Source organism: Pseudomonas sp. BE134, assembly GCF_031456105.1.
Lineage (GTDB): Bacteria > Pseudomonadota > Gammaproteobacteria > Pseudomonadales > Pseudomonadaceae > Aquipseudomonas.
Window position 1 is genome coordinate 81,596 of record NZ_JAVDUA010000012.1, and the last position, 11,973, is coordinate 93,568.

An 11,973-nucleotide genomic window follows, 5' to 3' on the forward strand; every position below is an offset into this window, starting at 1 on the left:
TGGAGCCAATACAGACCACCAGGATTTTTGTATCCGAGAAAAATCCAAAAAAAAACCCCTCTTTCGAGGGGCTCTTCAAGTAACGCTATCAGGCATCAAGCCATCTGAATGATGGTCTGCATGATGGTGCTCTGGGTGGAGATGGTCTTGGCGTTCGCCTGGTAGTTGCTCTGCGCCTTGATCAAATCAACCAGTTCATTGGTCAGGTTGACGTTGGACTCTTCCAGGGAGTTGGAAACCACTGAACCCAGCGTGCCGGTTTTCGGTGCATCGATACCCGCCACACCCGAGGAAAATGTTTCTTTCCAGCTAGAACCACCGATTGGCTGCAAGCCTTGTTCGTTGGCGAAGCTGGCAATGGCTACCTGGCCGATGGCCTTGGTTTGCTGGTTGGTGAAGTTGGCGGTCATGACACCGTTTTCATCGATGGTCAGACTGGCGATCTGGCCAGTGGCGTAGCCGTCCTGGAACTGCGCAGTACGGGCGGTTGGCGAGGCGTACGACGAGGTTTTGGTCATGTCGAAGGCAATACCGCCAACAGCGGCGTCCGAACCGTTCAGGGCCCAGGTTGGCGGGTTGGCGTTGGCGTCAACCAGCACGCCCGGTTTCCAGCCTGTCATGGTCAGAGTGGTACCGGTTTGCGTCCAGCCCGCGCCGCCCGTCAGGGTCTTGATGCTGCCATCAGGATTGAAGGTGAGGTCAGCCGTGATCGGCACCGGAGGGTTTGCAAGCGGGTCGGTTGGGCTACGGCCGTCCATGTAGGTGTAAACGGTCCAGGAGTTGGACGCCGCATTTTTAACGTAGTACTGGTCCATCGTGTGCTGGTTGCCCTGCGTGTCGTACACAGGGGTGGAAATGGTCTTGTTGTAGCTGTTGGTGTCCTTGACGTTGAACGGCGTCACGGTTGGCAGCGGATCCGAGGAGTTCAGGTTCATCGTCTGATCGACACGCGTGGTCGCATTCGGCGCCAGGCTCGACGTGTCGATTTTCAGGTCAGTCAGCACGCCGTTGATGATCTTGCCATTGGCGTCTACGCCATAACCCTGCAAGCGATTACCGTTGTTGTCGACCACGTAGTTTTCGGCGTTGGTCTTGAACGCGCCGGCACGGGTGTAGCTCAGGGAACCGTTGTCGCTCATGATGAAGAAACCGTTGCCCTGGATGCCCATGTCCAACACGTTGCCGGTGTTGTTCACATCGCCCTGGCCGAACTGTTGGGAGACGTTGGCCAGGCGCACGCCGTTGCCGATGGTCTTGCTGCCGGTGCCCAGGCGGGTGGCCGAGTACACGTCTTCGAATTCTGCACGGGAGGATTTGAAACCGGTGGTCGCGACGTTGGCGATGTTGTTGCCGGTTACGTCCAGTTGTTTGTTGGCTGCATAGAGACCGCTAAGGCCGATATTGAAAGACATATTCCACTCCTTTGTGCCGTGTTAGTCGGCTCTATATACCAATGGTTTGTACTTTGGACAGGGCAATGCTGCCCAGGCCGGCCAGGTTCAGCATCAACTCACCGCCGGTCTGGCTGATGGTCACGCTGTTGACGGTTGCGGGCAGGTAAGTCACCAGCGAGGTCGCCTGGCTGTCGTAAGTCGCGGTGGCGGCGAACTTGTACGTCCCGGCCTTGGCCACTTCGCCCGCATCGTTCTTGCCATCCCAGATGAAACTGGCGTTGCCGGCTGCCTGGCTGCCCAGGTCGATGGTGCGAATGACTTTGCCATCGGCATCGGTGATCTTGACCGTCACCGGGTTCGTCGATGCCGGCACGACCGCCGTACCGTTGAAACTTTTGGAGGTATCGACCACGGCGGTGTCGGTCTGGGCGACAACCGAGCGGCCGACCAGCGAAGACGCTTGCAACGCTTGCGACGAGTTGTAATTGCCGGCAATGCCGGTGACCGTATCGTTGAGCGTGGTGATGCCTTCCAGGCTACTGAACTGCGCCAACTGAGCCACGAACTCACCGTTGTCCTGCGGCTCCAGCGGGTTCTGGTTTTTCAGCTGGGTGACCAGCAATTGCAGGAATGCGTCCTTGCCCAACGCTTTCTTGCCAGTGGCACTGCCAGTGGCTCCGGCCAGGCCGTCGTTGCTGGTGGGGTTGGTCTTGACCGAAGAATTGGCTAAAACATCCTTGATGTTCACGCCGACGCTGGTATCGATAACACTCATCTGAGTCGCCCCTTATCACTGACCGAGGGTCAGGACCTTCTGCATCATGGTTTTGGCGGTGTTCATCATTTCGGCGTTGGTCTGGAACGAACGGCTCGCGGAAATCATGTCGGCCATTTCTTCGACGACGTTGACGTTCGGGTAGTAGACGTAACCCTTGGCGTCGGCAGCCGGATGGTTCGGCTCGTAGCGCGCTTCAAGGTTGCTCTGGTCTTCGACCACGCCCAGCACTTGCACGCCTTGACCGGCAGCATCCTGGTTCTGGAACAGCGAATCGCTGCCGCCGCTCTGGCCGCCCTGGAACATGGTGGCGAACACCGGGTGACGGGCGCGATAGGTCTGGTCGATGCTCGACGAAACGGTTTCGGCGTTGGCGATGTTCGAGGCCACGGTGTTCAGGCGCGTGGTTTGAGCGCTCATGCCGCTACCGGCAATGTTGAAAACACTGGAAAGGGACATGGCTTACTCTCCGCGCAGGGCTGACACCAGCCCTTTGAATTTGCTGTTGAGCAGGGTGAAGCTGGCCTGGAAGCCGACGGCGTTTTCCGCGTAGTTCGACTGTTCCAGCTGGGCGTCCACGGTGTTCTGGTCAATCGACGGTTGCATCGGCGTGCGATACAGCAGCGACTCGTCGCCATTGCCCAGGCCTTGGGCTTCGATATGACGGCTGTTGGTCATGTTCAAGGCAAACGTACCGCTCTTGGTTTTCTCGTTCTGTGCGGCGAGCACTTTCGAGAAGTCCAGGTCCCGAGCCTTGTAGTTCGGGGTATCGGCGTTGGTGATGTTGTTGGCCAGGACTTCGGCACGCTGAGCGCGGAAGCCCAGGGCTTGTTCGTGGATACCGAGCGCTTTATCGAAGCTGATGCTCATGTCGGGAAACCTTCGGGTGACCTGATTTTTCGTAACAGGAGACATAGCAAGCGGCGTGCCAAATGAAAAAAGCCCATAAACCGGGGCTTTGCCGGGAGTGGCAAGGCGGCAATGCCAGAAAAGCGGCAACCGGTTTCCGCCATCTGCCGCTTTTCTGCCGCTTTCTCACTGGCAACTCCATTCCCCTGTGGGAGGTGCTGGAGGAAAAAAATCAGGCATAAAAAACGGGAGCCCTCTGAGGTCTCCCGTTTTTTTGATCCTGCCAACGAATCACTTCGCCTGGTAAATAATCCCCGGGCTGCACTGGACCATCTGGTAATGATCCGGCAAACCGTTCAGCGCTTCGGACGCGCCGAGGAACAGATAGCCACCTGGCTTGAGCGTGCTGTGAATGCGCAACAGGATGTCTTTTTTCACCTCGGCGGAGAAGTAGATCAGCACGTTGCGGCAGAACACGATGTCGAACTTGCCCAGCGCTGCGTAGCTATCCAGCAGGTTGAACGAGCGAAACTCCACCCGGCTCTTGATCGGCGCCTTGATTGCCCAGCGTCCCGGCCCTTTCGGGTCGAAATAACGCTGAAGGCGCTCGGGCGACAGACCACGGCCAATCGCCAGGCTGTCGTACTCGCCAGTCTTGCAGTTGGTCAGCATGGTGCCGGACAGATCGGTGGCCACAATCTGCGCGCCCATCTTCAATTGGCCCAGGTTGACGCGCTCGAACTCATCGATGGACATCGACAGCGAATACGGTTCCTGCCCCGATGAACAGGCCGCCGACCAGATCCGCAAGCGCTGACCAGGTGCGGCCTTGATGGCTTCGGGCAACACCTTGTTCTTCAATACTTCAAAGGGATAGGTGTCACGAAACCACAAGGTTTCGTTGGTGGTCATGGCATCCACCACCATCTCGCGCAAACCGCTGCGTGGCTGGGTCTGAATGCGCTGGACCAGTTCACCCAGCGACTTGATGCCCTGCTGTTCCATCAGTTTGTTGAGACGGCTCGAGACCAGGTACTGCTTGTTTTCACCGAGCAAAATGCCACAGGCCTTTTCCAGGAAGACCCGGAACTGTTCGAAATCCAAATTACCCGTAGACAAAGATGCCGCCTCTTAAATCGTATGAACCACCAGGAGCAGAAGGCTCCTAGCTGATATCTGCTGCTTTGATCCGGTCGACTACCCGGGATGCCAGGTCATCAGGACGGAACTTGGCAAGGAAGTCATCGGCACCGACTTTCTTGACCATCGCCTGATTGAAAACCCCCGACAACGAAGTATGCAGGATGATATGAAGCTTTTGCATGCGTGGGTCGTTGCGGATCTCGGCCGTCAGCGTGTACCCGTCCATCTCCGGCATCTCGATGTCGGAAATCATCATCAGGAACTCTTCTTCCGGCTTTTTCCCTTCGTCGACCAGCTTGCGCAGGTAATCCAGCGCTTGCCTGCCGTCGTTCAACGCCACCACTTCAACGCCGACGGTTTGCAGGCAACGAGTGACCTGCTTGCGCGCCACCGACGAGTCATCGACCGTCAAGACCTTCAAGGACAAGGCCTTGTGCTGGGTCTCGACATCGATCACACCGGCTGAAATCGCGTCCGGTGTCGGCGCTACTTCCGCCAACACTTTTTCGACGTCGATGATTTCGACCAGCTGGTTGTCGACCCGCGTCACAGCCGTCAGGTAATGATCGCGTCCGGTACCCTTGGGTGGCGGATGAATCTCCTCCCAGTTCATGTTGACGATGCGTTCCACCGAGCGCACCAGGAAACCCTGGGTCTTGGTGTTGTACTCCGTGATGATCACGAACGGATTGCTTTGATCTTTCAACGCGCCGGAGCCGGTCGCCATCGCCAGATCAAGAATCGGAATGGTTGCCCCCCGGATACTTGCCACACCGCACACGACAGGACTGGATTTGGGCATCAGCGTGAGTTTGGGGCATTGCAGCACCTCCCGAACCTTGAACACGTTGATCCCATAAAGCTGCTGGCCGTCGAGACGGAACAACAACAGCTCGAGGCGATTCTGCCCTACCAGTTGCGTGCGCTGGTTTACCGCATCCATTACACCAGCCATGCACCGACTCCTACACAACGCTTGAGTGTGTTGCGACGCGCTGTCATCACTAAACGGCACGGCGCTTGCTTTTGAACGCTTATGAACACAGAACCGACATTTTTTCGACGCCTGACATCAAACGCTCGCCAATGGCTTTGCGCGATATCGGCCGTGTGCCTGTTCAACGCTGACAGTCCTGCCCTTGCTGATGCAGTTACCTTGCCTGACATGCTTATCGGCGTCACTCAGGGCTTTCTTGAGTTCACTGTCGAAGACTATTTGGCGAGCAGTCAAACCGAAGGTCGCTATGAGATTCAGGTCAACCAGCTCGACCCCCGACTGCGTATGCCCCTGTGCGACAAGGAATTGACAGCCACTTTAGAGAGCCCGGCGACCCCGATTGGTCGGGTCACGGTCAAGGTCCGGTGCGACAGCAGCGCCCCCTGGACGGTTTTCGTACCCGCTCAAGTCCGCCTGTTTCGCGACGTTGTCACCACCACCCGACCACTCAAGCGAGCCGGCTATATCGAACCGGGTGACGTCATGCTGCGCGAACGAGACATCAGCCTGATCAGCCAGGGTTATTTCACCTCCACGGATCAGGCGATCGGGCAGAAACTGACCCGACCAACGGTCACCGATCAGGTCCTGACGCAGGTTCATCTGGAACAGGCCGAAGTCATCACCAAGGGCGACCAGGTGGTGATTACCGCCCGCAGCGGTACGCTCAGCGTGCGCATGCCGGGCGAAGCCCTGTCGAATGGCGGTTTACGTGAACAGATTCGGGTGAAAAACCTCAACTCCCAACGGGTCATCAAGGCGCAAGTCATCGCGCCAGGCCAGGTGGAAGTGACCATGTAGAGATCTCTGTGGGTGAAAATATGGCGCTGACCGTAGCTGTTCCCTAAACTGTGCCGCACGCCGGAAATGCGCTGGCGCATGCACGCTCATTGATAAATGGGCCTAAAGTTTTTGCAGGGAGAGCCGAAAACATGGCAAGCGTCCAAATTCCCAGAGGTTTTTAATCATGGTCATCGACTTCAATCGTTTGAACAGTTCCTCGTCACTGCCCGGCAGTACGCGTACCAGCGCCAGCAAGGACACTGCCGAAGCCGGCAAATCCGCGCCGCTGAATACCCCGGCAGAACAGGCCAGTACCGCCAAAAGCGGGGAATCGGTACACCTCAGCAATGAGGCTCAGCAGTTGCAGAAGGTCACTGACAAGCTGCGCGATCAGCCTGCCGTCGACAACGCCCGGGTGGCCGAGTTGAAAGCAGCGATTGCCGATGGCAGCTATAAAGTCGACAGCAACCGTGTAGCCAGCAAACTGCTCAACTTCGAAGCCCAGCGCTAGGCCACGGCCTGCGCCAGGCTTTTGGACGCTTAAACCCCAAGGCCAGCCATGCACGACACTAATTTACTGCAACTGATCATCGACGACTTCGCTCCAGCTCAACACTTGCTGGAATTGCTGCAGACCGAGTCCCTCGCACTGCATGGTCGCGACATGCCGCTGCTCGAAGACATTCTGGCGAGCAAACAGGCAATGATCATTCTGCTCGAACAGCATGGCCGCAAACGCAGCGAAATCCTCGCCAGCCTCAACCTGCCCACCAATCGCCAGGGCCTGGAGCAACTCGCCAGCCAATCAAGCGTCGGTGAGCAACTGCTGGAACAGAGCGACGCGCTGACAGCCCTGCTGACTCAGTGCCAGACGATCAATGTCAACAATGGTCAGTCGATCCTGATTCAGCAGGCCGCCACGGCCAATCAGCTGAAAATTCTTACCGGCGGCGAACCACCCGCGCTTTACGATGCCCGCGGATCGACCTCCCACTTAGCGAAGCCACGCCCGCTCAGTCAGGCTTGAACCTGTCGATGAGTTCGCTCTATCAAGACGTGCCACATGCTGGCAATATGCCGGCTATGCGCAGTCATATTTTGTCCGGAGAATGATGAACCGTGTCCTATGCCTTAAACGCGGAAGATGCTCCGCAGCCACCCAAGGTGCTTTCCACACCAATGGAGATCGCTGGCAACCTTCGGCAGCTACAAGAGAGTCATGACCCGCTGATCATTACGTTTCATGAGCGCAACCAGCGTTTCCAGAGCTATCTGGTAGACGTCGATCGTGACGCCAACATGATCGCCCTGGACGAAATGGTGCCGCGCGATGGCGAGCGCTATCTGCTGGCGGGCGAGTCGTTTCGGGTCGAAGGCTTCCATGATGGTGTGCGCATCGCCTGGGAAAGCAACGGCCCACTGAGCATCGACGAATTCAGCAACACGCGCTGCTATCGCGGCAAACTCCCTGACGAAGTGGTTTACCACCAGCGCCGCAACGCCTTCCGGGCGGCATTGAAGCTGGCGCAGTTGGTCGAGGTCGAACTGGGTGGTGAAAAGCTCAAATCGCCGGTCAGCGGCAAGCTGCTGGATATTTCCGCCACCGGCTGCAAGCTGCGTTTTGACGGCGACATTACCGGCCGGCTGCAATTGGGTCAGGTCTACGACCGCTTCACCGCCGCCCTGCCCTTCGGCAGCATGACCACACCCGTGGAGTTGCGTTATCTGCACTTCGAAGAAAAGGTCTCCACTACCTTCGCCGGTATCCGTTTTCATAACATGAGCGGGCTGGTGCAGCGTCAGGTCGAGCGGTTCGTGTACCAGCTTCAACGTGAAGCACGGCGCTTCGACAAAGACGACCTCTGATACGACGCGTCAAAAAAACGGGCAGTCCCTTGCGGTGACTGCCCGTTTTTTTATGCATGCAAAATCAGGGTCTGGCTTCAGTAAAACTTTGTTCGCGTCCCGAGTCAGGGTCTTGTGGTGGCGTCGAATCTGCTTCTGGCTCCACTTCGGGTCCCGGTTCCGATTCTGGATGGGGCGGGCTGTGCATCTGCTCCTGCACGACCTGCTCATCGACCCGTGGATCAAGGCACGCCACCAACGGTGAACTCGACATGCTGTCCGGCATGGCCACGTGATGCAGCGGCGCATCGTCGACCTGATGCAGGTTGGTGACCGCTTTCGGGCGGATCCGCCACACCAGCACCAGCGCGAAGAAACTGAAAAACGCATAAAGCATCTGGCTGCCAAACAACTTCATCAGCACCCCGGCGACCAGCGGCCCGATGCTGGCGCCGACGCCGTAGGTCACCAGCAGCATCGCCGTCAGCGAGACCCGACGATCTCCTTCGACGTGGTCATTGGAGAACGCTACCGCCAATGGATACAGGCAGAACTGCACCAGCGAACACAGGAACCCGGAAATGAACAACACCTCAATCGGCACGACCTTCAGGATCGCCAGCGGTAACGCAGCCACGGCCAGACTGAAGGCAAAACAGCGGATCAACAGTGCCCGGTCATAACGGTCGGACAGCCAACCCAGCGGCCACTGCACCAGCAGGCCGGCAAAAATACAGCTACCCATGAACAGACCGACCTGCTCGTTGGACAACCCCTGTTGGGAGGCATACAACGGCGCCAGACCGTAGAACGAACCCACGATCAGCCCCGCCCCCAGCACCGTACTCAACGACTGCGGCACGCGCTTGATGAAGAAGCGCGGCTCCATTGGGGCCGGGTGCAACGCCGCCGGGTGAATCCGTCGAGTCAGCGCCACCGGCACCAGGCACAAGGCGAAGCACAGGGCGACCAGCATCAGCAGTTCCAGGCCCAGGCCGGGGTGCATGACCAGAATCAACTGACCCAGTACCAACCCCAGATAGGAAGCGATCATGTAACCGCTGAACACCTTGCCGCGCTTGTGGGCGTCGGCTTGTTCGTTGAGCCAGCTCTCGATGACCATGTACTGGCACATCATGCCCAGGCCGACGATCACCCGCAGGAACAGCCAGGCCGGCAGCCAGTCGGTCAACCCATGGCCGAGCACGGCCGCACCAACAATCCCGGCACACGCGGCATACGCACGGATATGCCCGACCCGGGCAATCAGTCGGTGACCGATCTTGCCGCCCAGCACCAGGCCGAAATAGTTGGCCGCCATCAACGCACCGACCCACAGGCTGTCGACGTTATCGGCGGCCAGGCGCAAGGCCAGGTACGTGCTTAACAGGCCCGAGCCGATCAACATCATCAGCGAGGCGAAATACAGAGCTCGAAAGGATTTCCAGATTTGGCGCATCGGCGTTCCGAGCGGCTCCTTGCAGTGAAGATCGGACTATCGAAACAATAGACCGAAGACGGCGAAGCGTCAGGCCCGGGTTGCTAAAACACGCCGTTCCCAGGGAGTAAGTTCGTCAAAGAAGCGGGTCAGCTCAAATGGACTTCGAAGCGACGTAGCCTTCGATGAACTCATTGCCAAACAGTTCCTTCGCCAATTGGCTACGTTTCAGACGCTCAAGTACAGCCTGCAAGGTACAGGGCTACGAAAAGATACTCGGCAGCTCAGATTCGTCCTGCCAGAAGGCATTCGACGACGCATACGGGTGGCACGCCCCGAACAAAATAGACTTTGCCCGCTCAGAATATCAAGCAGCGCCACACAATAAAGAATTGTCAGGGCAGGTAAAGGCTGAACACTCCACCGCCCAACGGACCGCCGTTGCTGAGCCGGGTACTCCCGCCGACACCATTACGCTGGTGCAGCGCGGCAATCCGACCGGCAAAATACAGGCCCAGGCCGGTGCTGCTACTGCTGTAATTGATGCCCTGCACATAGTCGGCCTGAAACTCGATCATCTCGCAGGGATAGCCGTCGCCATCGTCATTGACGGTCAGCACCAACTGGCCGCCCTCGTCACTGACGCTGATCAGCAATGACTGGCGCGCGTAACGAATGGCGTTGTTGATGATGTTGGCCAACACCGAGGCAACCAACTCACGGTCGAAGAAACCCAACGGGCTCAAAGGGTCGACTTCATAGGTCGCGATAATGCCGCGACTGGCGAAGACTTCCTGATGGCTGGCCAGTTGCGCTTCCAGAAAGTCATCCAGATCATGGTAGGCCGGCTGCAACGGCAGCTGATTGACGCCCAGTTTGTACAGGCCCAACAACTGCACCAGCATGCCATTGAGGTGCGCGAACTCATACTCGATGACGCCCTGCTCCGGGCTGTGCTGCGCCGGATCGGGCAAGCGGGACAGCCACTGGCTGTGAGCCTGAATCAGCATGGCCAACGAGTTCTTCATGTCGTGTACGGTGGAAGCGATCACCGTCGAAAAATCCAATGCCGGGTTGTCTGGGCTCATCCGCCGAACGCCTTGATTTTCAGTTTCTGATAGCGCGGATAACGCGCGTCGGTGTCGGGCATCAATCCGACCATTTTCAGGCAGACCCGACATTCTTCGATTTCGGCCGACGGCACACTGGTATCAGTACCGTGCAACAGCGACTGCGCCATGTTCAGGGCGATACTGATGTTTTTGGGCTGCATCGCCAGCGCTTTGCGGAACACCGCTCGGGCCTCCGCCAGGTTGCCGGTCTTGTACACCCGCACGCCCTGACGGTTAAGGTCGGCGGCCGCGTTGCTGGAACTGAGGATCGTCGGGTCATCGGTCAGCTTGGCGATCCCCTTCATCACCACCGGATCGTCGCCGTAGATTTCCGCGCAGTTTTTCAACATCGACGCTCCGGCGCTCGCCTGACCAAGCATCTGCAACTGCTTGGCCACCAGCAGCGCCGCTTCGGCACTCATGAATTGCTCCATGCCATCGAGGCGCATCATCGCTTGCTCGGTGAGCTTCTCGGCCGTTTCGGCGTCGTTTAGCAACAGACTGGTGGCTTTCATCAGGCGCGCACGAATCTGCAGGCCCGGGTCGCTCGGGTTCTCCTTGGCCACCAGGCTGAGGGTCGTGTTGATTTCCAGGCGAGTGCGGGTATCCAGCCCTTTCTCGCTGCCTTTGCTGATCAGGGCGTGTGCCAGTCCCAGATTGCTTTCGGCATCCTTGAAGCGCGACTGAGCACCTTGGGACACTGCCTGACGGTAGGCCCGGGAGGCGGTGTCGAAATCTTCGTTGGCCATTGCCAGTTTGCCTAGCAGCGCTTGCCGGCGCACGGCCAGCGGCGACAGGCGAATGGCCTCTTCCAATACTTTCTGCGCGCCCCTGTTGTCGCCTTCGACCACCAGCACGTCGGCCATGCCGTCATACAGCGCCGGCATCATCGGAAACACTTTCAGGGCTTTTTCGTAGATGCCCTTGGCCTGGCTGACGTGACCGCGCTTGAACAGCAACTGGCCCAGCCCGGCAAACGCCCACGGCAACGGCCGATCAGCAATGATGCTGTCATAGAGGCGTTCCAGCGCTTCGTTCTGATTCAAGTCGCGCAACGCATCTGCGCGATAACGCAGACACAGCGGCGAATAACGGATGTCCTTTTTGCACAGTTCGATACAGGCATTGAGCACTTCCAGCGGTTTGCCACGATCGAGTGCTTGCAGGATCGGCTTGAGCAAGTTCTTGCGCTGCTCCAGACGCTCCAGGCGCTGAGCCAGGCCAGAGCGGTTGAACGGCTTGGTCAGGTAGGCATCCGGTTCGTGCTCCAGCGCGCTGAGCACCATGGCCTGGCTGGTTTCGGCGGTGACCATGACGAACACACTTTCATGGCTGATCAGCTTCTCGATCATCAAGTCTTCGAGGACCTGCTGACCGTTCTTCTTGCCGTCGCCAAGGTGAAAATCCTGCAGGATGAAATCGTAGGATTTCTGCGAACACATGCGCAGCGCCTGTTCGCCTGTGTCTGCGGTATCCACGTCCTTGACGCCCAGCTCACGCAGCATGGACCTGACGGAACTGCGGAAATCCGAGAAATCATCGACGATCAGAAAACTCTTTTGGTGATACGACAGCATCGAAGATTTCCAGGCAATTTTAAGAAGAAGAAAAGCATGACCGTTCGGGTTATCGGCCAA

The 11,973-nt window shown here is 58.0% G+C and carries 14 protein-coding genes and 1 pseudogene; 5 read left to right on the top strand and 10 right to left on the bottom strand.

The window, feature by feature from the left end:
• Window positions 1–95 precede the first annotated feature (95 nt).
• From flgE to flgB, 4 genes are read right to left on the bottom strand one after another with little or no spacing between them, the layout of a single operon-like run.
• Window positions 96–1,412, bottom strand: coding sequence for a flagellar hook protein FlgE (gene flgE, locus J2Y56_RS12250; RefSeq protein ID WP_007943923.1), 1,317 nt, complete (start codon window positions 1,410–1,412; stop codon window positions 96–98).
• 31 nt (window positions 1,413–1,443) lie between these two features.
• A complete protein-coding gene (flgD, locus tag J2Y56_RS12255) occupies window positions 1,444–2,169 on the bottom strand; it encodes a flagellar hook assembly protein FlgD (protein WP_007943921.1) in 726 nt (241 codons plus the stop codon).
• Window positions 2,170–2,184: 15 nt separating this feature from the next.
• Entirely contained in the window at window positions 2,185–2,628 is a 444-nt protein-coding gene (gene flgC / locus J2Y56_RS12260; protein WP_007937507.1) for a flagellar basal body rod protein FlgC, read from the bottom strand.
• Between the two features lie 3 nt (window positions 2,629–2,631).
• Window positions 2,632–3,039, bottom strand: a complete 408-nt coding sequence (gene flgB, locus J2Y56_RS12265; protein ID WP_007943919.1) for a flagellar basal body rod protein FlgB — start codon at window positions 3,037–3,039, stop codon at window positions 2,632–2,634.
• A 62-nt stretch (window positions 3,040–3,101) separates the two neighbouring features.
• Between flgB and J2Y56_RS12270 the strand changes: the two genes are divergently transcribed.
• The gene (locus J2Y56_RS12270; RefSeq protein ID WP_157214408.1) at window positions 3,102–3,260 is read left to right on the top strand and encodes a hypothetical protein; all 159 of its coding nucleotides are present in this window, start codon (window positions 3,102–3,104) and stop codon (window positions 3,258–3,260) included.
• A gap of 49 nt (window positions 3,261–3,309) precedes the next feature.
• Here the strand turns inward: J2Y56_RS12270 and cheR are convergent, their stop codons facing one another.
• Together cheR and J2Y56_RS12280 are read right to left on the bottom strand one after the other, a co-directional pair.
• The gene (cheR, locus tag J2Y56_RS12275; protein WP_007943918.1) at window positions 3,310–4,137 is read right to left on the bottom strand and encodes a protein-glutamate O-methyltransferase CheR; all 828 of its coding nucleotides are present in this window, start codon (window positions 4,135–4,137) and stop codon (window positions 3,310–3,312) included.
• A 46-nt stretch (window positions 4,138–4,183) separates the two neighbouring features.
• On the bottom strand, window positions 4,184–5,116 hold the full coding sequence (locus J2Y56_RS12280) for a chemotaxis protein CheV (protein ID WP_007943917.1): 933 nt from the start codon (window positions 5,114–5,116) through the stop codon (window positions 4,184–4,186).
• An 81-nt stretch (window positions 5,117–5,197) separates the two neighbouring features.
• Between J2Y56_RS12280 and flgA the strand changes: the two genes are divergently transcribed.
• From flgA to J2Y56_RS12300, 4 genes are all read left to right on the top strand, one after another.
• Complete coding sequence (flgA, locus tag J2Y56_RS12285; RefSeq protein ID WP_081502754.1) at window positions 5,198–5,959, top strand: flagellar basal body P-ring formation chaperone FlgA; 762 nt, start codon at window positions 5,198–5,200, stop codon at window positions 5,957–5,959.
• Window positions 5,960–6,125: 166 nt separating this feature from the next.
• Window positions 6,126–6,452 carry a flagellar biosynthesis anti-sigma factor FlgM gene (gene flgM / locus J2Y56_RS12290; RefSeq protein ID WP_150779048.1) on the top strand — a complete coding sequence of 109 codons (327 nt, stop codon included), beginning with the start codon at window positions 6,126–6,128 and terminating at the stop codon, window positions 6,450–6,452.
• A 48-nt stretch (window positions 6,453–6,500) separates the two neighbouring features.
• Complete coding sequence (locus tag J2Y56_RS12295) at window positions 6,501–6,968, top strand: flagella synthesis protein FlgN (RefSeq protein WP_007943914.1); 468 nt, start codon at window positions 6,501–6,503, stop codon at window positions 6,966–6,968.
• Window positions 6,969–7,060: 92 nt separating this feature from the next.
• Complete coding sequence (locus J2Y56_RS12300) at window positions 7,061–7,807, top strand: flagellar brake protein (RefSeq protein ID WP_007943913.1); 747 nt, start codon at window positions 7,061–7,063, stop codon at window positions 7,805–7,807.
• A gap of 64 nt (window positions 7,808–7,871) precedes the next feature.
• Here J2Y56_RS12300 and J2Y56_RS12305 read toward each other — a convergent pair whose 3' ends face one another.
• The 4 genes and pseudogenes from J2Y56_RS12305 to J2Y56_RS12320 form a co-directional block, all read right to left on the bottom strand.
• On the bottom strand, window positions 7,872–9,245 hold the full coding sequence (locus J2Y56_RS12305; protein WP_007943912.1) for an MFS transporter: 1,374 nt from the start codon (window positions 9,243–9,245) through the stop codon (window positions 7,872–7,874).
• 69 nt (window positions 9,246–9,314) lie between these two features.
• Window positions 9,315–9,486, bottom strand: a pseudogene (locus tag J2Y56_RS12310) (glutamine synthetase); the annotation flags it as partial.
• A gap of 133 nt (window positions 9,487–9,619) precedes the next feature.
• Entirely contained in the window at window positions 9,620–10,312 is a 693-nt protein-coding gene (locus tag J2Y56_RS12315; RefSeq protein WP_007943911.1) for a sensor histidine kinase KdpD, read from the bottom strand.
• Window positions 10,309–11,913, bottom strand: a complete 1,605-nt coding sequence (locus tag J2Y56_RS12320; RefSeq protein ID WP_007943910.1) for a tetratricopeptide repeat-containing response regulator — start codon at window positions 11,911–11,913, stop codon at window positions 10,309–10,311. Before J2Y56_RS12320 ends, J2Y56_RS12315 begins: the two co-directional genes overlap by 4 nt.
• Between the last annotated feature and the right edge of the window lie 60 nt (window positions 11,914–11,973).

Coding starts and splice junctions, on each gene's coding strand:
- flgE (WP_007943923.1), bottom strand. CDS start 1,412: ATGTCTTTCAATATCGGCCTTAGCGGTCTCTATGCAGCCAACAAACAA.
- flgD (WP_007943921.1), bottom strand. CDS start 2,169: ATGAGTGTTATCGATACCAGCGTCGGCGTGAACATCAAGGATGTTTTA.
- flgC (WP_007937507.1), bottom strand. CDS start 2,628: ATGTCCCTTTCCAGTGTTTTCAACATTGCCGGTAGCGGCATGAGCGCT.
- flgB (WP_007943919.1), bottom strand. CDS start 3,039: ATGAGCATCAGCTTCGATAAAGCGCTCGGTATCCACGAACAAGCCCTG.
- J2Y56_RS12270 (WP_157214408.1), top strand. CDS start 3,102: ATGAAAAAAGCCCATAAACCGGGGCTTTGCCGGGAGTGGCAAGGCGGC.
- J2Y56_RS12280 (WP_007943917.1), bottom strand. CDS start 5,116: ATGGCTGGTGTAATGGATGCGGTAAACCAGCGCACGCAACTGGTAGGG.
- flgA (WP_081502754.1), top strand. CDS start 5,198: ATGAACACAGAACCGACATTTTTTCGACGCCTGACATCAAACGCTCGC.
- flgM (WP_150779048.1), top strand. CDS start 6,126: ATGGTCATCGACTTCAATCGTTTGAACAGTTCCTCGTCACTGCCCGGC.
- J2Y56_RS12295 (WP_007943914.1), top strand. CDS start 6,501: ATGCACGACACTAATTTACTGCAACTGATCATCGACGACTTCGCTCCA.
- J2Y56_RS12305 (WP_007943912.1), bottom strand. CDS start 9,245: ATGCGCCAAATCTGGAAATCCTTTCGAGCTCTGTATTTCGCCTCGCTG.
- J2Y56_RS12315 (WP_007943911.1), bottom strand. CDS start 10,312: ATGAGCCCAGACAACCCGGCATTGGATTTTTCGACGGTGATCGCTTCC.
- J2Y56_RS12320 (WP_007943910.1), bottom strand. CDS start 11,913: ATGCTGTCGTATCACCAAAAGAGTTTTCTGATCGTCGATGATTTCTCG.